Origin of the sequence: Serratia sp. JSRIV001, assembly GCF_019968745.1 — a bacterium.
GTDB classification, from domain to species: Bacteria; Pseudomonadota; Gammaproteobacteria; order Enterobacterales; family Enterobacteriaceae; genus Chania; species Chania fonticola_B.
This window is the reverse complement of the sequence record NZ_CP074147.1, coordinates 5,535,997-5,555,796: the sequence shown is the minus strand read 5'-3', so window position 1 is coordinate 5,555,796 and position 19,800 is coordinate 5,535,997. Positions and strand designations below refer to the sequence as shown.

Genomic DNA, 19,800 nt, shown 5'->3' with positions numbered 1-19,800 from the left:
GGCTGCTTTTTGTTCAGCGTAGCCTTTTAAAAGTCATGCTCTTAATCAAAGGAAGAATGCTATGCCTGTACTTCCCGAACGTGACGTGATCAATCAGCTCATCTCCGGTCACTATGCCGATCCCTTTTCCTTGCTCGGCATGCATGTAACCGAAAACGGACTACAGATTTGTGCGCTGTTGCCGGATGCGGGCACCGTGTGGCTGGTAGAGAGTAAAACCGGTAACCGTCTGGTTCAGCTCAATTGCGATGACGCTCGTGGTTTTTTCAGCGCTCTCGTACCGCGTCGTAAAACCCCTTTCCGCTATCAGCTTGAAGTCAGCTGGCGCGACCATCAACAACTTCTCGAAGACCCTTACCGTTTTGGCACCCTGCTGCAGGATATTGACAGTTGGCTGCTGGCCGAGGGCACCCATCTGCGGCCTTATGAGCGGCTGGGGGCGCATCCTGGCTCGTTGGATAATGTGGATGGGGTCAGCTTTGCCGTTTGGGCACCGAATGCCCAGCGCGTGTCGGTAGTGGGGGAGTTCAACTTTTGGGATGGACGGCGTCATCCCATGCGCCTGCGTAGAGAGAACGGGATTTGGGAGCTGTTTTTACCGGGCGTGAAGGCCGGGCAACTGTATAAATACGAGATTATCGATTGTTACGGCAACGTGCAGCTGAAAGCCGATCCTTATGCTTTCGAAGCGCAGATGCGGCCGGAAACGGCCTCGTTGATCACACCGCTGCCTGCGGTGGTGGAAAATACGCCGGAAAGGCAGCGGGCCAATGACTTTGACCGTCCGATTTCCATCTATGAAGTGCACCTGGGCTCCTGGCGCCGCCATACCGACAATAATTTCTGGCTCAGCTATCAAGAACTGGCCGAGCAACTGATCCCCTACGTTAAATATATGGGTTTCACCCATATTGAACTGTTGCCGATCAACGAGCATCCGTTCGACGGCAGCTGGGGCTATCAGCCGTTGGGAATGTATGCGCCAACCCGCCGTTTTGGCACGCCAGCGGAGTTCAAGGCTTTTGTCGCCGCGGCTCATGATGCCGGGATCAACGTGATCCTGGATTGGGTGCCGGGGCATTTCCCCAGCGATGCCCATGGCCTGGCCAACTTCGACGGCACCGCGCTGTATGAATATGCCGATCCTCGCGAAGGATTCCATCAGGACTGGAACACGCTTATCTACAACTATGGCCGCCACGAGGTGCGTAACTACCTGGCGGGAAATGCGTTTTACTGGCTGGAGCGCTTTGGTATCGACGCCCTGCGCGTCGATGCGGTGGCGTCGATGATTTACCGTGATTACAGCCGTGCCGACGGTGAGTGGGTGCCGAACTACTATGGCGGTAATGAGAACCTGGAAGCGATCTCCTTCCTGCGTTACACCAACCAGACGCTGGGCAAAGAGCGGCCAGGGGCGGTGACGCTGGCGGAAGAATCCACGGATTATCCGGGCGTTACTCTACCGCCAGATGCCAACGGCTTAGGCTTCCACTACAAGTGGGATCTCGGTTGGATGCATGACACGCTGAATTATATGAAGTGCGATCCGGTGCACCGTAAATACCATCACAACCTGATGACCTTCGGAATGCTTTACGCCTATACCGAAAACTTCGTGCTGCCGATTTCGCACGACGAAGTGGTGCATGGCAAAGGCTCCGTGTTGGATCGGATGCCGGGAGATGCCTGGCAGAAATTCGCCAACCTGCGGGCCTATTACGGTTTTATGTGGGCGCACCCGGGCAAAAAACTGCTGTTTATGGGCAGCGAATTTGCTCAAGGGCGTGAATGGAATTTCGATAACAGTCTGGACTGGCATCTGCTGGATGGATTGGACGGTTGGCACCACGGCGTGCAACGGCTGGTACGCGATCTCAACCACTGCTACCAGGAGAATGCGCCGCTGTATGAACGCGATTATCGTCCAGATGGTTTTGAATGGCTGGTAGTCGACGATCACGACAACTCGGTATTTGCCTTCGCACGCTACGACTCGCAGGGCAATGAGCTGATAGCCATCAGCAACTTTACCCCGGTGCCGCGCCCCCATTACCGTATCGGTATTGGGCGCGCTGGCGAATATCAGGAGATCCTCAATACCGATTCACACCATTATCACGGCAGCAACGCGGGTAATCAGGGGCGGGTGATTTCGCAGCCGATCGGCAGCCACGGTCGTGAACATTCGATCAGCGTGATGGTGCCACCACTGGCTACGGTTTATCTGCGGCGGGAGGTTTGATGGTAGAGCTGACGCCGGGTCTTGCCGCGCCTTTAGGGGCTTATTACGACGGTAATGGCATCAACTTTACCCTGTTTTCTGCGCATGCCACTCAGGTTGAGCTGTGCCTGTTCGATGCGCAATATCGTGAAACACGCCTGCCGTTGCCTGCCCGCAGCGGTGATATCTGGCATGGATATCTGCCAGGGGGCGAGTTGGGGCAACGTTATGGTTTTCGGGTGCATGGCCCATTTGAGCCGCATCTTGGGTTGCGCTTTAACGCCAACAAGCTGTTGCTCGATCCGGCGGCGCGGGCAGTCGAAGGGCCGGTTGCCGACCATGTGCATTTGCATGGGGGGTACGATCAACCGGACCCGCAAGACAGCGCCCCGTTGATGCCAAAATGCATAGTGATCGACGAAAGCTACGATTGGCAAGACGATCGCCCGCCAGCCACCCCTTGGGGCAAAACGGTGATCTACGAAGCCCACGTCCGGGGGCTGACGTTAACGCACCCGGAGATCCCGGCCGTATTGCGTGGCAGCTTTGCCGCTCTTGGCCACCCGGCGATGATTGCCTACTTCAAGCGGTTGGGGATCACGGCGCTTGAGCTTTTGCCGGTGCAACAGCACACCACGGAACCGCGTTTGCAGCGCCTGGGGCTGATCAATTACTGGGGATACAACGTGCTGGCTCCTTTCGCGCCAGACAACCGCTACAGCAGTTTGAGCACCGGGACGACGCCGCTGCGTGAGTTCCGCGATGCGGTGAAAGCGCTGCACCGGGCGGGGATCGAAGTGATTCTGGACGTGGTGTTCAACCACAGTGCAGAGCTGGATGTGGATGGGCCAACGCTGTCGCTGCGCGGTATCGATAACCCCAGCTACTACTGGCTAACCCCTGACGGTGGCTACGATAACCTCACCGGCTGTGGCAATACGCTGCGGTTGGATCAGCCGGCGGGCGTGGCGTGGGTGATGGATTGCCTGCGCTTTTGGGTTCGGGAGTGCCATGTCGACGGTTTTCGCTTCGATCTTGGCACCGTGTTAGGCCGTACACCGGCGTTTGACCGCGATGCACCGCTGTTTCAGGCGATGCTGGCGGACGATACGCTGGGGCGCTGCAAACTGATCGCCGAGCCCTGGGACATTGGCCCGGGCGGCTATCAGGTTGGCGCGTTTCCAGGCCGTTTTGCTGAGTGGAATGACCATTTCCGTGACGATATCCGCCGTTTCTGGCTGCGGGGCGATCTGTCACTGGGTCAGTTTGCCCAGCGTTTTGCTGCCTCCAGCGAGGTATTCAACCAACGTGGGCGCGCGCCTTATGTCAGCATCAATATGCTGACGGCCCACGACGGCTTTACCTTGCAGGATGTAGTGAGTTTCAAGGAGAAACATAACCAGCCTAACGGAGAGGGAAACCGTGATGGCAGCGACCAAAACTTTAGCTGTAACCACGGGGTTGAAGGCCTGATTGCCGACGAAACCGTTTTGCAACGCCGCCAGGCCAGCCAGCGAGCACTGCTTGCCACGCTGCTTCTGGCACAGGGGACACCGATGCTGCTGGCCGGTGATGAGCACGGAAATAGCCAGCAAGGCAACAACAATGCTTACTGTCAGGATAACGCAACCACCTGGCTCGACTGGGCCAATGCGGATGAGTCACTGACCGCCTACACCGCCGCGCTGATCCGCTTGCGCCAGCAAATTCCTGCTTTGCAGGCAGACCGCTGGTGGCAGGAGGGAGACGGCAGCGTGCAGTGGTTAAACGCGCAGGGGCAGCCGCTCAGTGCGCAACAGTGGGAACAGGGCGATCGCTGCTTGCAGATCCGCCTGTCGCAACGCTGGCTGATGGTGATCAACGCCACCCAGCAGACCGTTGAGATGACGTTACCCGAGGGTGATTGGCAGGTTGTCGCCCCCTTTACTCAGGAAGATTCACGGGCGGTTCTACCCGCCTGGTGCCAGGTTGCGCATTCGCTTTGCGTGCTGGTAGAGAAAAATTAAAAGGAGTCAGTTATGGTTAAGCACGAAAATAAAGACCCTCTGATGTTGGCGCGCCAACTGCCGAATAAATCCGTTGCCCTGATATTGGCAGGCGGCCGTGGCTCGCGTTTGAAAGATTTAACCTCTACCCGCGCCAAGCCAGCCGTTCACTTCGGTGGCAAGTACCGCATCATCGATTTTGCCATGTCCAACTGCCTGAACTCAGGGATCCGCCGTATGGGGGTGATCACTCAGTATCATTCCCATACGTTGGTGCAGCATATTCAGCGGGGCTGGTCGTTCCTGAACGAAGAGATGAATGAGTTTGTCGATCTGCTGCCTGCCCAGCAGCGCCTCAGCACCGAACACTGGTACAAAGGCACCGCAGATGCGGTCTACCAGAACCTCGACATCATTCGCCGCTATGAAGCGGAATACGTGGTGATCCTGGCAGGCGACCATATTTATAAAATGGACTACTCGCGGATGCTGATCGACCACGTCGAGAAGGGAGCGCAGTGTACGGTGGCCTGTATTCCGGTACCGCGCAAGGAAGCCAGCGAGTTTGGCGTGATGAAGGTGGACGATAACGACCTGATCCTCGAATTCCTGGAGAAGCCAGCCAATCCGCCGGCCATGCCTGGCAACCCTGAGATGTCACTGGCCAGCATGGGCATCTATATTTTCAACGCCAGCTACCTCTTCCAACTGCTGGAAGAGGATATGTCGACCCCTGACTCCACCCATGATTTCGGTAAGGATCTGATCCCCAAAATTACCGCGCAGGGTGCTGCCTGGGCGCATCCGTTTACTCTTTCCTGTGTGGGGTGTGGTCCCGATCTGCCGCCATATTGGCGTGATGTCGGGACCTTGGAAGCCTACTGGCGCGCCAACCTCGATCTGGCTTCGGTCACGCCTGAGCTGGATATGTACGACCGCTCCTGGCCGATCCGTACCTATATGGAGCCACTGCCACCGGCCAAATTTGTGCAAGATCGTTCCGGCAGCCATGGCATGACCATGAACTCGCTGGTGGCCGGTGGGTGCATTGTCTCCGGTTCGGTGGTGGTGCATTCAGTGCTGTTCTCGCGAGTACGGGTGAACTCCTTCTGCACTATCGACTCTTCTGTATTACTGCCCGATGTCAACGTTGGCCGCTCCTGCCGCCTGCGCCGCTGCATTATCGATCGCGCCTGCCATATTCCCGAAGGCATGGTGATTGGTGAAAACGCCGAGGAAGACAGCAAGCGCTTTTACCGTTCGGAAGAGGGCATCGTGCTGGTAACGCGCGAAATGTTGGCAAAACTGTAGCCATTCCGGCTGGGACCTTGGGCGTGGCAAGCTGCGCCCCTTATCTCCGTAAAGACGTTTTTACCGAATTTCAGGAGTGATAATGCAGGTTTTACACGTATGTTCCGAGATGTTCCCACTGCTTAAAACCGGCGGGCTTGCAGACGTGGTTGGCGCATTACCGACGGCGCAGATTGCCGCAGGAGCTGATGTTCGGGTGCTATTACCGGCTTTTCCTGACGTGCGCAACGGTATCCCGGACACGGTACTGGTTGCCGAAATCGACTCTTTTGCCGGGCGCGTAGGCCTGCGTTATGGCACCTACCATGGCGTGGGCGTTTACCTGATCGATGCCCCTTGGCTGTACGATCGGCCGGGCAGCCCGTATCACGATCAGTCGATGTACGCCTACCCGGACAACCATCGCCGTTTTGCCTTGCTGGGCTGGATGGCCTGCGAGTTGGCGAAGGGGTTGGATCATTACTGGCGGCCAAAACTGGTCCATGCTCACGACTGGCATGCTGGCCTGGCCTGCGCCTATCTGGCTGCTAATGGCCATCCGGCACGATCAATCTTCACCGTACACAATCTGGCCTATCAGGGGTTATTTTCCGCCCACCATATGGCGGAGCTGTGGTTGCCACCGTCATTCTTGAATATCTATGGCCTGGAGTTTTATGGCCAGATGTCTTTCCTGAAAGCAGGCCTGTACTACGCTGACCATATCACCGCCGTCAGCCCGACCTATGCGCGTGAAATCACCCAGCCTGAGTTTGGTTACGGGATGGAAGGATTGCTCCAGGAGCGGCAGCGGCAGGGAAGATTGAGCGGCATTCTCAACGGTGTTGATGACAAGATTTGGGACCCGTCACACGATGCGCGCCTGGCGGCACGCTATGACGCCAGCAGCTTGAAAAACAAGGCAAAGAACAAGGTTCATCTGCAAAAAGCCATGGGGCTGCAGGTGGATGAATCGTTGCCACTGTTTGCGGTGGTCAGCCGTTTGACCAACCAGAAAGGGTTGGATCTGGTGCTGGAAGCCCTGCCAGCGTTGCTGGAACAAGGGGGGCAGTTGGTGCTGCTGGGGGCGGGGGACGCGGTATTGCAGCAGGCTTTCCTGGCCGCGGCGGCCGATTATCCGGAACAGGTCGGCGTGCAGATTGGCTACCACGATGCCTTCTCACACCGCATTATCGGCGGAGCGGACGTGATCCTGGTGCCCAGCCGCTTTGAACCTTGCGGGTTAACACAGCTTTATGGCCTGAAATATGGCACGTTGCCGCTGGTGCGCCGCACCGGTGGGTTGGCAGATACGGTGGTGGACTGTGCGCTGGAGAACCTGGCCGACGGCACTGCCAGCGGGTTTGTGTTTGATGATTGTAATGCTGTTGCCCTGGGCAATGCCATTCGGCGTGCTCTGGTGCTGTGGAGCAGGCCGAGACATTGGCATCACGTACAACGCCACGCCATGAGTCTGGATTTTGGCTGGCAAGTCGCGGCAAAGGAATATCTGTCGCTTTATCAACGCTTGTTGTAATCACGTACTTGGGATTGAATTACTATGACTTCACCGTTTAGTTACACCTCACCCACGGTCAGTGTTGAAGCGCTGAAACATTCCATCGCCTATAAACTGATGTTTATTGTCGGTAAGGATCCGGCTATCGCCACCCAGCACGACTGGCTTAATGCCGTGTTGTTTGCGGTGCGCGACAGGATGGTGGAACGTTGGTTACGATCCAATCGCGCCCAGCTTTCGCAAGATGTCCGGCAGGTGTATTACCTGTCGATGGAGTTTCTGCTTGGCCGTACGCTGTCGAATGCGCTGTTATCGATGGGGATTTACCAGGATATTGAAGACGCACTCAATGAGATGGGCCTGAACCTGAGTGAACTGCTTGAGGAAGAGAACGATCCTGGCCTGGGCAATGGCGGCCTGGGGCGCTTGGCCGCCTGTTTCCTGGATTCGTTGGCTACGCTGGCGCTGCCTGGCCGGGGTTACGGTATCCGCTATGAATACGGCATGTTCAAGCAGAACATCGTCGATGGCCAACAGATGGAGTCGCCGGATTATTGGCTGGAATACGGCAACCCGTGGGAATTCCCACGCCACAATACCCGCTATAAAGTGCGTTTTGGTGGCCGCGTTCAGCAGGAAGGGGCGAAGGCCCGCTGGGTGGAAACCGAAGAGATTATCGCCATCGCCTACGATCAGGTGATCCCGGGTTTCGATACCGATGCCACCAACACGTTGCGTTTGTGGAGCGCTCAGGCCAGTAATGAAATCAACCTGGGTAAGTTCAACCAGGGGGATTATTTTGCCGCAGTGGAAGATAAAAACCACTCCGAGAACGTCTCGCGCGTGCTCTATCCCGATGACTCCACCTATTCCGGGCGTGAACTGCGCCTGCGGCAGGAGTATTTCCTGGTTTCAGCCACTACCCAGGACATCCTCAACCGCCATTGGACGATGCACAAAACCTTCGACAATCTGGCCGACAAGATTGCCATCCACCTCAACGATACCCACCCGGTGTTGTCGATCCCTGAGCTGATGCATCTGCTGATCGATGAGCACAAATTCAGCTGGCTGGATGCCTGGGAAGTGGTGGAAAAGGTATTCTCTTATACCAACCATACCTTGATGAGCGAAGCGCTGGAAACCTGGCCGGTCGATATGCTGGGCAAGATCCTGCCGCGCCACCTGCAGCTGATCTTCGAAATCAACGACCATTTCCTCAAGCAGGTACAGCAAGTGGTGCCGGGGGATGATCAATTGCTGGCACGGGTCTCCATCATTGATGAAACCAACGGGCGTAGGGTACGAATGGCGTGGTTGGCCGTGGTCGCCAGCCATAAGGTGAATGGCGTCTCGGCACTGCACTCCGAATTGATGGTACAGTCGCTGTTTGCCGATTTTGCTCGCGTATTCCCCGATCGCTTCTGCAATAAAACCAACGGGGTAACGCCGCGCCGCTGGCTGGGGTTGGCTAACCGGCCGCTATCCAAAGTGCTGGATGACAGCATTGGCCATCACTGGCGTACCGATCTCAGCCAGCTTGGCGAAATCAAAGCGAATGCGGATTACCCGAGCTTCTTGCAGGCCGTACAGGCTGCCAAACGGCAGAACAAAGAGCGGCTGGCGGCGTATATCGCGAAAAAGCTCAACGTGGTGGTGAACCCCGACGCGTTGTTCGACGTACAGATCAAACGGATCCACGAATATAAGCGGCAACTGCTGAACGTATTGCATGTGATCACGCGTTATAACCGTCTGCTGCAGGATCCCGATGCCAAACGCGTACCGCGCGTAGTGATCTTTGCGGGTAAAGCGGCTTCTGCCTACTATGCCGCCAAACAGATCATCCGCTTGATCAATGACGTAGCGAAGGTGATCAACAACGATCCGCGAGTGCATGATGATTTGAAGGTGGTATTTATTCCTAACTACGGGGTGAGTCTGGCCCAGATGATCATTCCGGCGGCCGATCTTTCCGAACAGATCTCGCTGGCGGGGACCGAGGCTTCGGGCACCAGTAACATGAAGTTTGCTCTCAACGGTGCCTTGACCATCGGCACGTTGGACGGGGCCAACGTCGAAATGCTGGAACACGTGGGTGAAGAGAACATCTTTATCTTTGGCAATACCGCCGAACAGGTGGAGGCGCTGCGCCGCGATGGGTATAACCCACGTCAGTATTACGAACAGGATGAAGAGTTGCATCTGGCTTTGACGCAGATCGCTACCGGTGCGTTCAGCCCTGAAGAACCCCAACGCTACAGCAACCTGTTCGATTCACTGGTCAATCTTGGCGACCACTATCAGCTGTTGGCCGACTACCGCAGCTATGTGGATATGCAGGATAAGGTGGATGAGGTGTATCTCAATCAGGACGACTGGACCCGGCGCGCGATACTCAATATCGCCAACATGGGTTACTTCTCTTCCGACCGCACGATCCAGGAGTACGCGGACGAAATTTGGAATATCAAACCGATAAAGCTGTAATAGCCAAGGGCCGGATCACCGGCCCTTGAATTTAACTTATTACGTACCGTATGCCATAGGGGGCGCTGCGTGCTGCGCCCGTCTACTCACACCTCAATCAAGACGCCAATGACAACGCTTTTGGTTTGGCATTGTCTGCCAGCCAGGTTTTCACCCGCGCCTGCTGCTCTTCGCTGAGCCACATCCCCAGTTTGGTACGGCGCCACAGGGCATCATCCAGTTCGACAACCCACTCTTTCTCTACCAGATAACGCAGTTCAGCCTCGTACAGGTCATGGCCAAAGTCTTCACCCAAATCGCTCAGGCTATTGGCATTGGCCAGGATCATTTCGCTGTGGCTGCCATAGGTGCGAGCGTAACGGCGAGCCAGAGACTCCGTCATCCAGCCGTGCTGACGGCGCAGTTTAGCGGCATAGCTATCGCGATCGCCGTCAATATTGCCCCCTGGCAGGGAACCGTTTTTGGTCCACGCCGGGCCACAGCCAGGATAGTAGTGAGCCAATTTCTCCATCGCATGCTCGGCCAGCTTGCGGTAGGTGGTGAGTTTGCCACCGAACACGGAAAGCAGTGGGGCTTTGCCCTGCTCGTCATGCACATCCAGCGTATAGTCGCGAGTGACGGCCTGCGGTGAATCAGATTCATCATCACACAGCGGGCGTACGCCAGAGTAGGTCCAGACGATATCGTCACGGCCCAGCTGTTTTTTAAAGTGATCGTTATACACCTTCAACAGATAGTTGATTTCGTTATCGTCGATCTTCACGTCTTTCGGATCACCGTGGTATTCCACGTCGGTGGTGCCGATGATGGAGAACTCATCCAACCACGGAATGACAAATACGATACGGTGGTCTTCGTTCTGCAAGATATAAGACTGTGGCTGGTTATGTGCCCGAGGTACCACGATATGGCTGCCTTTGATCAGGCGGATACCGTAAGGAGACTTGAGCTTCAGGCCATCGTCGAAGAAATGTTTTACCCATGGGCCGGTGGCATTTACCAGGCCTTTGGCGCGCCAGGTAAAGGTTTTGCCGCTGTCGACGTCGATGGCTTCCACCATCCACAGACCATTTTCGCGCCAGGCGCGGGTCACTTTGGTGCGGGTGCGCACTTCGCCACCGCGTTCGGCCACGGCTTGGGCATTCAGCACGACCAGGCGCGCATCGTCTACCCAACAATCAGAATATTCGAAACCGCGCTTTAATTCCGGCTTCAGAACGGAGTCTGGTCCAAAGCGCAAACCTTTACTGCCTGGCAGGCTGGTGCGTTTGCCCAAATGATCGTACAGGAACAGGCCGATGCGGATCATCCAGGCCGGGCGCAGATGGGGCTGGTGCGGCAGGCGGAAACGCATTGGGAAGGCGATGTGCGGTGCCAGTTTCAGCAGCACTTCACGCTCGGCCAGCGCTTCGCTGACCAGACGAAACTCGTAGTGTTCCAGGTAGCGCAGGCCACCGTGGATCAGTTTTGAACTGGCGGAAGACGTAGCACAGGCCAAGTCTTGCGCTTCAAGCAGCAGTACGGACAGCCCACGCCCGGCTGCATCGGCTGCGATGCCGGCTCCGTTGATACCGCCACCGATAACGATCAAGTCTTTGGTTTCCACGTTAACTTCCTCCTGGTGTTCGAAATAGCTCTTTTATGTTCGTTTTCGCTCATTATTGTAATCGGAAACCAACAAGCAAGCCAAGAGTTAACCAAACAAAAACATTCTTGCGTGATAGAGATAACAGTTTGGTGATAGTAGATATACAAATTGAAGGGATATTTGACGTGACTTTCGCTAGCCGCATCCGCCGCAAATCCATGCCCATTGCGGGCGTGGATATCAGGAGATTTTTGAGTTTGGTAACGAAGCTATTGGGGTGGGGATGAACATAAGCATGGGCATCATTCCCATCCTGATAATGCTTCCTCCATTAATTGGCAAAGCATGGCCCGCGCAGTGAGATTCTCACTGTCGGTCTTGGTCTGCTCAAGTGTGATCCCCAGATTTCCGAGTGTTGGCAGAAGGTTGCCCGCTATGTGCAGATCTCCTGGCATGCCTAGGCGCGTGCGTACGGTTATGCCAAACCCGGCCTTTACCGCAGCCCAGATACCGCTCAGGCTGTGGCTGACAAACATTACCCTCCAGGGGATCCCTGCATGATCCAGGATGGCAGTGGCACGCGAGCGCATCAGGCACGGGCTTTCGAACATCACCAGTGGTAGCGGCTCACCCTTTGCCAGCAGAGCAGAAAGATCCAGATCCGGATGGTAAATCCACTCTAGCTGGCGTTCGCCTAACCGTCGGCCTTCGCGTATCTGTGCATCTGGTTGCCACATGAGTGCCATATCGACCGTTTTATCGTCTAATGCGGTTTGCAGCGCACGTTGACGGTCAACCCTGGCGATGATCTTCAGCTCTGGATGATGGCGCCTGAACTGGCCGAGGATCCCAGGCATCAGTGATTCACCAAAATCCTCCTGCATACCAATGCTTATCTCCCCCTTTAACAATTCTCCTTTCAGAGCACGCTGTGTTTCATCGTTTAACTCCAGCATGCGCCGCGCATAACCCATCAGCATTTCACCCTGAGGGGTCAGTTCCAGATGACGCCCCTTTTTCATCAACAATGTCGCATTGCACTGCATTTCCAGCTTTTTCAGCTGGGCGCTGACGGCGGAAGTGGAGCGGGATAGGCGTGTTGCTGCTAGCGCAAAGCTGCCACATTCAATGCCGGTAACAAAGCTGCGTAGTGCATCCAGATCCAGCACGGGTAAAAGCTTCTTCATTATCATCCTTATATTCAGGATGATTAGTCCTGATTAATTCGATTTTCAGGATGTGACTATCGCGCCAGAATGGGCTGACTGTCAATACGGAGAGAATGCCATGACCCAATCCACAGACCGAGACATGCTTGCCCGACTGGCCCCTAAACTGGCTGAATTGAGCAAGGAGGTTCTTTTTGATGATATATGGCAGCGCGGTGAGCTCTCCCCGCGTGATCGCAGCCTGATAACATTGTCTGCTCTTGCTGCGCTGGGGCGGGTGCAACAGCTACCGTGGCACCTCGATTTTGCTCGGAAAAATGGTCTGAGCCACCAGGAGATTATTGAAGCCTTCACCCATTTGGCTTTTTATGCAGGCTGGCCGGCCGCGGTATCTGCAATCGGCTGTATTGATGAGGAGAGTATCTGATGCCCTTCAGCCGAATTACACTTCGCCAAGGCTACAGTGAGGAACAACTTCAGAAAATTTCTGACATTCTGCACCAGAGCCTGACAGAGGAGTTTGACGTTCCGCCAGACGACCGTTTTCAGGTCATAGAAACGCTACCTGCCAGCCAGCGCATTTTTGACCGGCACTATCAGAGTGGTGAACGCAGCGACAACTTTATCCTGTTTCAGGTCATCGCAGGAAAGCCGCGTACCGCCGGGCAGAAGCAGAGTTTTTATCGTGTGCTGAGTGAGCGGCTAAATAGGGGCCTGAATATCCATCCCGATGATGTCATGGTGATTATTCAGTTCAACAACGCCGCTGATTGGAGCTTCAGCAATGGCCGCATGTATTGCCCTGGGTGATGGGCTAATGCGTGGCACGTTAGGCCCCCTCTCCATTTGGTGAGGGGGCCGGGAGATCAGCAGAGTTCCAGCTGTACGTCGTACTGCTCGATAATCTTCATCACGCTGGGTGGCGGAGCCTGATCGGTAAACAGATAGTCGATCAGGTTCATGTTCCCCAGGTTCACCATCGCGTTACGGCCAAACTTGGAATGGTCGGTAACCAACATCACGCAGCGGGAGTTTTCGATAATCGCGCGTTTGGTTCGCACTTCGTGATAGTCGAATTCGAGCAGCGAGCCATCCATATCGATGCCGCTGATGCCGAGTATGCCGAAATCAAGGCGGAACTGGGAGATAAAGTCCAGCGTGGCTTCGCCCATAATGCCGCCATCGCGGGTACGGACTTCGCCACCGGCCAGGATCAGACGGAAATCCTCCTTGGCGGTGAGCAGGGTGGCCACGTTCAGGTTGTTGGTCACGACCCGCAGATTTTTATGGCCCATCAAGGCGTGGGCTACCGCTTCCGGCGTGGTACCAATATCGATAAACAGCGTGGCACCGTCCGGTATCTGGCTGGCTACGCGCTGGGCGATGCGGGCTTTCTCTTCCGACCACATCACCTTGCGATCGTGATAAGCGGTGTTTACCGAACTGGACGGTAACGCAGCGCCACCGTGATGACGCTGTATTTTGTTCTGATCGGCCAGGTCATTCAAATCACGGCGAATGGTTTGCGGGCTGACGGCAAAGTGCTCCACCAGCTCTTCCGTACTGACATATCCCTGTAGGCGCACTAATTCGATAATTGCGTCATGACGCTGTGTTTGCTTCACGATATTCCCCTAATACACCGATGTGCCTGGTTGTTATTGTTCGTTGTGCGCGCGATGCCGCGTATCCCAGAATGCCATTAATAACCCTATCACTAAACCGGCAACGTGTGCCGCATTGGCGATCGACATTCCTAAAATATCGAAATAACCGGCCACCAGCCAGAGCGCGGAAAAGACCATCAAGCCCCTTGGCAGGTTCAAACCGCGTTCCGGTGCGCGTTCACCGCTCAGCCAGACGTAGCCCATCAGCGCGTAAACTACCCCGGAAAGCCCGCCGAACAGCGCACCGCTGAACAACGACTGCGCCCAGCCGCTGAAAAAGGCCGACACTACGGCGATCACAAACAGCTTGCCGGTGCCGAGGAGTTTTTCCACCGGACCACCAAGATACCACCACCACATCAGGTTAAAGGTAATGTGCAGCAGCGAGAAGTGCAGAAACGCATGGCTGACCCAGCGCCACAGCTGGCCATATTGCGAGCTGTTTTGCGGCCAGGAGAGCCAGAACATGACGGTATCATCACCCAGCACCTGCATCAGGATATAGACCAGAATACACAGGCTCATCACCGTCAGCGTCAGTGGCCCGGCCTTGCTGCGGATGATTTGCAGGTAAGAAAACTGTTGATACTGTAGACCGGCATCGGTGCTGCCTGCCTGCCAACTGGCGGCCTGATAGCGGCGGTTGAACGGATCGAGCAGGAACTGTTGCAATTCGTGTTGCACCTGCTCCAGATGGGCCTCATCCGCCAGCCAGATTTCGGCTGCATCGCCCGTGGCGCGGACTTCAAGTACAACCCCCTGCGTTGCCATGTAATCGACAAAGGCCTGCGCCAGGCGAGGGTTGGAAACGGCGATCACTCGAACCATAGATTTTCCGTCTAAGTAGATGACTTTGGCCACGGGCAAAACCGCCGATGGCATTGGCGGCTGATTATACCGTTGAAATCCTGAGCGCAGGGAAGGGATCTGACAAAAACAGTGCAGAATTCAGCAATTGGCCGCCCAGAAAGGCGGCCAAAAGGGGATTAGGCGGAGGTCTCGACGTCCTGTGGGAACTGGCGGGCCCAGGCCTCAAAGCCGCCATCAATACTGTAAACCGCGTCAAACCCCTGATGCAGCAGATACTGCGCGGCGCTGCGGCTGCTGTTGCCGTGATAGCACATGACCATCACCGGGCGATCGAACTCGTTCTGCTGCATAAAGGCGGACAGGGTGGCGTTGGTCAGATGAAAAGCGCCTGGCGTATGCCCAGCTTCAAAGCTTTGTGGATCGCGGATATCAACCAGTGCGGCGCTACCGTCTTTCAGGCGTTGGTGTGCTTGCACAACGTCGATCGTTTCAAACTGTTCCATAACTGCAAAATACCGGGTAATGGGGAATGCCGGTATTGTATCCAACTTTGGCTGGATTTAGACCAGAGCAACAGCAGGGACTTTATCCCCGCCGACTTACAAGCCTTAGCGTTATTACCAGCGATAGCTCACACCCAAGGTGCCGCCGTAATCCTGGTAGCTGTTGGCTCCCTGGGTGATCCCGCCTTCAAACCACAGCTGCATGTTGTAAGTACTCGGCGAATGCAGGCCTAACTTAACCTCAAACAGATCATCCAGGGAATTGGATTCTACCCGCGTATCATTAAAGTTTACCGCGTTCTTGCCACTATTATGCCACCAGTTGGTGGCGAGATAGGCGGTGGTATAATCGTCTTGATCGCTATACCAGCGAATACCGACGCGTGAAGTAAAGTTTGGCGCATCGGCCTGATGAATATAGACGCCTGCCGGATTCTGATAATTATCGGCATCGAAGCGGTTATAAATAATCTGCAGCTGTGGTTCGATAATTAATTCGAGAGCCGAAAACGGCTGCAAGGCATAGCCGGTTTCCAGCGAGGCGCTAAAACCGGTGCTGTCATAATTCTGCTTGCCCTGGGCATAGGTCACGCTGTTGTTAAACCAGGCATATTGCAGCCAGGAATCCACATACGCCCCAGAATGCTTTTTCTTATCCTGATACCAGGTGCTGTAAGCGCCGATAGAATAGCCGTCGACTTTACCTTCGGATGAGAGGGTGGCGTTGTTAGCGCTGCTCTTGGCGTGGCCGTAGCCGGTCATCAGGCCTGCCGTCCACTCTTCTTTGTTGTTATCCAAGGCCAGCAAATCCCCGCCAAGCATAAAGACCTGACGATCCATATCGACGGGCAAGCCGTTATCGCCCGCGCTCAGATCCTTACTGTGATAACCCGAAACGCGCATCCAGAATTGACTGTCCCCTGGCGCGGTCTTTCTTTGGTGCAAGGTATGAGAAAATAACGTTGATGCGGCAACCTGATTCCCCAGATAAACCCCGGCGTCGGGCCGAGAACTATAATCGATGAGGGTATCCGGGCTCGCCATGGCTTGAGAGCCAATAAGATAAATTCCGGTTGTAATAAGTGCTTTGCTGTTTATTGCCACAATCCCAACTCCCTATGGAAATTTGCCGCAATAGTACCCAGATGAAACGATAATGTCATGAGAAAACAGGCGGGCTTTAGATTGACCGCCAGTGATATCGCCCGACCTATTTATTTGGTGGATATATCAGGCTCTATATATTCCCCAAACTTGCAGATTTATGGTCGAACGCAGTGGTCAAATGTGGCACGTACGGCCCCCTCTCGCTGTGGGAAAGGGGGCCGTACCGGGTTTAACCTACTGATCTACTTTTAAAACTACGCGCCATAACCCATCATTTTCAGCAACTGCTGTGCTTGCTGCACCGCTTCCTGGCGATGTGCGACCCCCAGTTTCTGATACAGATTACGGATATGGGTTTTGATGGTGGTGGCCGCCACGGCCAGTTCCCCGGCAATCTGATCGTTGCTGTAACCGGAGTAAATCAGGCCCAGCACCTGCCATTCACGCTGTGTCAGCGGGCTCGTGCGGATCAATTCTGGTACTTGCGGGTGAGTTAGCAGCTTATCGACGAAGTTCTCGTCAAAATGAGCGAACTTGTGTCGGTGATGCTGGTTTATATCACGCAGAATGCGCTGGGCGCGATGCTGTTCCATTTCTGGCAGCGTGTTGAGCTGGATCAGTTGACGCAGTTGCTGCGCCATGGCCTCTCCCTCGATCACAAAGTGGCTGATAAACCCGGTACGGTTGGCCAGCGAGAGCGATTCTATCAGCGCGCGCTGGGCGTCCACTTTGCGGTCCATCTGCCAGTAGAGGTGGTTACTGAGCAGCAGGTTACGGTTGAGATCGCTCACCAACCGCAGGCGGCGGGCATTTTCGTTCAGCTCGTCCAACACCACTTCGGCTTCTTCGTACTGCCCAAGCAGGATCTGGACACGGGCGATATTACGCCATTGCCCCTGCGTAAAGTGGTTGTTGGCCATCCCCGGTTTTTCGGTATTGCGCAGCCAATTGGCCGCTGCGGTGGTATCCCCGGTCATCTGCCAGTGGATCACCCTGGGTTTATCGGCATTGGTCAGCCAGTCTCGGTGATACTGCGAGCCATGCAGCAGGACTTCGCTGCGCAGCAGGTGAGCATTGGCATTATCCAGATCGCCACGCGCCAGCGAGCATTTCGCCAACATCGCCAGGCATTGCAACTGCTGCTGCGGCTGGTAGTTAGCCAACACCTTTAGCCCTTCACGTGCCGCTTCTTCGGCTTCGTCCAACCGTGACCACGACCAGAGCACCTGTGAGCGGATGCGCAGCAGGAATTCGTGCATCGGTAACTGCTCCAGATGCTGTTCACGCACCAGTTCGAAAGCCTTATCCTGCGTTTCATAGGCGGCTTGCAGGAACCCTTGCGCGATCAGAATTTCGCTCTGCTGCAACAGCGCCCACAGCGCATAGTGATAAGCCTGATGGCGGCGGGCCATTTGTTCGGTTTGCTGCATCATGGGCAGCGCCCGTGCCAGTTCCCCTTTGCAGTGGTGAACCTCACCGGTAACGGAGGTGGCCACGATGCGGCTGTAATAGCTGGATAGCGGCAGGAATTTCAGCGCCTCGGTGGCCAGGCGTTCGGCCTCTTCCGGTTTACCGGCGTTGATCGCCACCTGAGCACGCAGCGCGTCAAATTCAGCATGCAGAGTCTGGTCAATGACGATCTTTTGCTGGAGCATGGCCTGTTCGGCGCGTTCCAGCTGGGTATTCACTTCGCTGTAACGATGCTGGCTTTGTGCCAGCCAGGCTTGCAGCAGCGCCAGTTTCGGGTTCTGGATCAGCCGTTCGTACGGCAGGGCATTCAGACACTCCTCCAGCAAGGCCAGTTCGCTGTGATGGAACAACGACCAGGCATGTTGCAGCAGGATATCGCGCAACATGCTGACATCGCTGGCTGCCAACGCATGGTGAATGGCTTCCGCCGGGTACCCGAGCGCCAGCCATCCTTCTGCCGCCGCATGGTGCAGGCCTGGCAGTTCCAGCGCCAATTCCCACTGGCAACGCTGGCGCAGGAACGAGGCAAACAGCGGGTGGAAACAGAACCACTCGCCTGTGTCGTCCATACGGTGAATAAACAGGCCCTGGCGCTCAAGCTCTTCCAGGCGCTGCTGGCCGTTGTCTTCCCCGGTCAGGCGAACGATCAACGCGTCGTTCATCGAACGCAAAACCGAGCAGCGCAACAGGAACGCGCGGGCATCGGCATCAACGCGATCCAGCACCTCATCCACCAGATAATCGGACAGGTGGCTGGCGTTCAGCCCGGCCAGACGTTTGGCAGATTGCTGAGCGGAAGAGGTGGATTGGCGGGCGGAGAGCGCGATTAGCTGTAAGGCGGTTGCCCACCCCTCCACTTCGTCACACAGACGGCTGCTGTCATTGTGCTCCAGCGGGGAGGTAAGGCGGCAGTCAAAGAACTGTTTCGCCTCCTGATGATTAAAAGCCAATTGGCGCGTGCTCAGCTCTAACAGCTGATCGCGTACGCGAAGATTGGCGATCCCCAGGGGAGGCAGAGTGCGGGAAAGGATCAGCAGCGTCAGATTTTCTGGCTGGTGGCGCAGGAAGAAACGCATTGCTTCATGGATCTGGTCATTGGTGATCAGGTGGTAATCGTCGATCACCAGGTACAGCGGCTGGTGCCAGTCAGACAGCTCGATAAACAGCTGGGCAAACAGCGCCGAAAGGTTGGCGTATTGGTGTTTCTGGCTTAATGCCTCGCTTTTCACGCAGTGGCCAGTGGTAGCCTGTTGCAGCGCGGCGATCAGATAGCTGGCGAAGCGCTCCGGCTGGTTGTCGCTCTCGTCCAGGGAGTACCACCCCAGATCCGATTTGCCCGCGGCCCATTGTGCCACCAGCGTGGTCTTACCGTATCCTGCCGGGCAATTGACCAATGTCAGGCGATAGTTAGCCGCACCAGCCAGCTTCGCCAGCAGACGATCGCGTACCACGGTATTTTGCAGCCGTACCGGACGGCTCAGTTTTGATGGGATCAGCATAATATTCCAGGTGTAAAGTGCGGTTCCCGCCGCCGAAGGACTGCCCGAAGGAATTTATTTCACCGTGTTCCTGTCTCGGGACCGGGTTGAGTTAATTATTTTGTAGCTCGTAATTAATCCCCCTCTTTAACTTCGAACATCGTCAACGGTAATGCAACAAGCTTGCGCTTTGGCTTGAAGTTAAATTGCTATTGATCACACTTTTTTATGTTTGCCCTCGGTTCAGCTCTAACTGCGCTTTACATCGCGCCTGATTACCCTCAGAAATTACCCTGTTTTTCGGCCGTTAGTGGACGAGTACAAAACTTCATCAGCTATCATAACTGTGCTAACGTCCTGAGGTTTGCCGTCGATTTTATGCTCACCGGTGATATCGATGGGCTTTCTTACCGCACGCAAGGGGGCTTAAAAAGTGCCTGAGATCACAGTTTCAGCTACGCCCCAATCCTCCTCCCCAGCTAATCCCCAGGCGGGATGAT

At 55.5% G+C, this 19,800-nt stretch carries 14 protein-coding genes; 7 read left to right on the top strand and 7 right to left on the bottom strand.

The features are described from left to right. Window positions 1-61 precede the first annotated feature (61 nt). The 5 genes from glgB to glgP all read left to right on the top strand — a co-directional run bounded on the left by glgB (window position 62) and on the right by glgP (window position 9,508). Entirely contained in the window at window positions 62-2,245 is a 2,184-nt protein-coding gene (gene glgB, locus KGP17_RS25800; RefSeq protein ID WP_094982404.1) for a 1,4-alpha-glucan branching protein GlgB, read from the top strand. After that, window positions 2,245-4,230, top strand: a complete 1,986-nt coding sequence (glgX, locus tag KGP17_RS25795; RefSeq protein WP_094982403.1) for a glycogen debranching protein GlgX — start codon at window positions 2,245-2,247, stop codon at window positions 4,228-4,230. Before glgB ends, glgX begins: the two co-directional genes overlap by 1 nt. A gap of 12 nt (window positions 4,231-4,242) precedes the next feature. Further along, a complete protein-coding gene (gene glgC / locus KGP17_RS25790; RefSeq protein WP_021181744.1) occupies window positions 4,243-5,520 on the top strand; it encodes a glucose-1-phosphate adenylyltransferase in 1,278 nt (425 codons plus the stop codon). 82 nt (window positions 5,521-5,602) lie between these two features. Continuing rightward, entirely contained in the window at window positions 5,603-7,036 is a 1,434-nt protein-coding gene (gene glgA, locus KGP17_RS25785) for a glycogen synthase GlgA (protein WP_021807434.1), read from the top strand. 24 nt (window positions 7,037-7,060) lie between these two features. After that, a complete protein-coding gene (glgP, locus tag KGP17_RS25780) occupies window positions 7,061-9,508 on the top strand; it encodes a glycogen phosphorylase (protein WP_094982401.1) in 2,448 nt (815 codons plus the stop codon). 97 nt (window positions 9,509-9,605) lie between these two features. Here glgP and glpD read toward each other — a convergent pair whose 3' ends face one another. Together glpD and KGP17_RS25770 are read right to left on the bottom strand one after the other, a co-directional pair. Continuing rightward, window positions 9,606-11,114 (bottom strand): glycerol-3-phosphate dehydrogenase, encoded by a 1,509-nt coding sequence (gene glpD / locus KGP17_RS25775; RefSeq protein ID WP_021807436.1) that lies wholly within the window; start codon window positions 11,112-11,114, stop codon window positions 9,606-9,608. A gap of 284 nt (window positions 11,115-11,398) precedes the next feature. Continuing rightward, complete coding sequence (locus tag KGP17_RS25770; protein WP_223499726.1) at window positions 11,399-12,295, bottom strand: LysR substrate-binding domain-containing protein; 897 nt, start codon at window positions 12,293-12,295, stop codon at window positions 11,399-11,401. An 88-nt stretch (window positions 12,296-12,383) separates the two neighbouring features. Between KGP17_RS25770 and KGP17_RS25765 the strand changes: the two genes are divergently transcribed. Both KGP17_RS25765 and KGP17_RS25760 read left to right on the top strand, forming a co-directional pair. Continuing rightward, window positions 12,384-12,692 (top strand): carboxymuconolactone decarboxylase family protein, encoded by a 309-nt coding sequence (locus KGP17_RS25765; protein WP_021807438.1) that lies wholly within the window; start codon window positions 12,384-12,386, stop codon window positions 12,690-12,692. Then, window positions 12,692-13,075 carry a tautomerase family protein gene (locus KGP17_RS25760; RefSeq protein WP_115159388.1) on the top strand — a complete coding sequence of 128 codons (384 nt, stop codon included), beginning with the start codon at window positions 12,692-12,694 and terminating at the stop codon, window positions 13,073-13,075. Before KGP17_RS25765 ends, KGP17_RS25760 begins: the two co-directional genes overlap by 1 nt. A gap of 56 nt (window positions 13,076-13,131) precedes the next feature. On the opposite strand, the gene KGP17_RS25755 is transcribed toward KGP17_RS25760, so the two are convergent. The 5 genes from KGP17_RS25755 to malT all read right to left on the bottom strand — a co-directional run bounded on the left by KGP17_RS25755 (window position 13,132) and on the right by malT (window position 19,321). After that, window positions 13,132-13,890 carry a DeoR/GlpR family transcriptional regulator gene (locus KGP17_RS25755; protein ID WP_021181740.1) on the bottom strand — a complete coding sequence of 253 codons (759 nt, stop codon included), beginning with the start codon at window positions 13,888-13,890 and terminating at the stop codon, window positions 13,132-13,134. A gap of 33 nt (window positions 13,891-13,923) precedes the next feature. After that, the gene (gene glpG / locus KGP17_RS25750; RefSeq protein ID WP_059201937.1) at window positions 13,924-14,760 is read right to left on the bottom strand and encodes a rhomboid family intramembrane serine protease GlpG; all 837 of its coding nucleotides are present in this window, start codon (window positions 14,758-14,760) and stop codon (window positions 13,924-13,926) included. A gap of 158 nt (window positions 14,761-14,918) precedes the next feature. After that, window positions 14,919-15,245, bottom strand: a complete 327-nt coding sequence (glpE, locus tag KGP17_RS25745; protein WP_021807441.1) for a thiosulfate sulfurtransferase GlpE — start codon at window positions 15,243-15,245, stop codon at window positions 14,919-14,921. A gap of 114 nt (window positions 15,246-15,359) precedes the next feature. Beyond that, window positions 15,360-16,289, bottom strand: coding sequence for an autotransporter outer membrane beta-barrel domain-containing protein (locus KGP17_RS25740; protein ID WP_223498590.1), 930 nt, complete (start codon window positions 16,287-16,289; stop codon window positions 15,360-15,362). Between the two features lie 317 nt (window positions 16,290-16,606). Further along, window positions 16,607-19,321, bottom strand: a complete 2,715-nt coding sequence (gene malT, locus KGP17_RS25735; protein ID WP_021807443.1) for an HTH-type transcriptional regulator MalT — start codon at window positions 19,319-19,321, stop codon at window positions 16,607-16,609. Between the last annotated feature and the right edge of the window lie 479 nt (window positions 19,322-19,800).

What these genes read in the sequence shown, in the direction of transcription:
- glgB (WP_094982404.1), top strand. Translation starts at nt 62, where the DNA reads ATGCCTGTACTTCCCGAACGTGACGTGATCAATCAGCTCATCTCCGGT.
- glgX (WP_094982403.1), top strand. Translation starts at nt 2,245, where the DNA reads ATGGTAGAGCTGACGCCGGGTCTTGCCGCGCCTTTAGGGGCTTATTAC.
- glgC (WP_021181744.1), top strand. Translation starts at nt 4,243, where the DNA reads ATGGTTAAGCACGAAAATAAAGACCCTCTGATGTTGGCGCGCCAACTG.
- glgA (WP_021807434.1), top strand. Translation starts at nt 5,603, where the DNA reads ATGCAGGTTTTACACGTATGTTCCGAGATGTTCCCACTGCTTAAAACC.
- glgP (WP_094982401.1), top strand. Translation starts at nt 7,061, where the DNA reads ATGACTTCACCGTTTAGTTACACCTCACCCACGGTCAGTGTTGAAGCG.
- KGP17_RS25765 (WP_021807438.1), top strand. Translation starts at nt 12,384, where the DNA reads ATGACCCAATCCACAGACCGAGACATGCTTGCCCGACTGGCCCCTAAA.
- KGP17_RS25760 (WP_115159388.1), top strand. Translation starts at nt 12,692, where the DNA reads ATGCCCTTCAGCCGAATTACACTTCGCCAAGGCTACAGTGAGGAACAA.
- glpG (WP_059201937.1), bottom strand. Translation starts at nt 14,760, where the DNA reads ATGGTTCGAGTGATCGCCGTTTCCAACCCTCGCCTGGCGCAGGCCTTT.
- glpE (WP_021807441.1), bottom strand. Translation starts at nt 15,245, where the DNA reads ATGGAACAGTTTGAAACGATCGACGTTGTGCAAGCACACCAACGCCTG.
- KGP17_RS25740 (WP_223498590.1), bottom strand. Translation starts at nt 16,289, where the DNA reads ATGGCGAGCCCGGATACCCTCATCGATTATAGTTCTCGGCCCGACGCC.
- malT (WP_021807443.1), bottom strand. Translation starts at nt 19,321, where the DNA reads ATGCTGATCCCATCAAAACTGAGCCGTCCGGTACGGCTGCAAAATACC.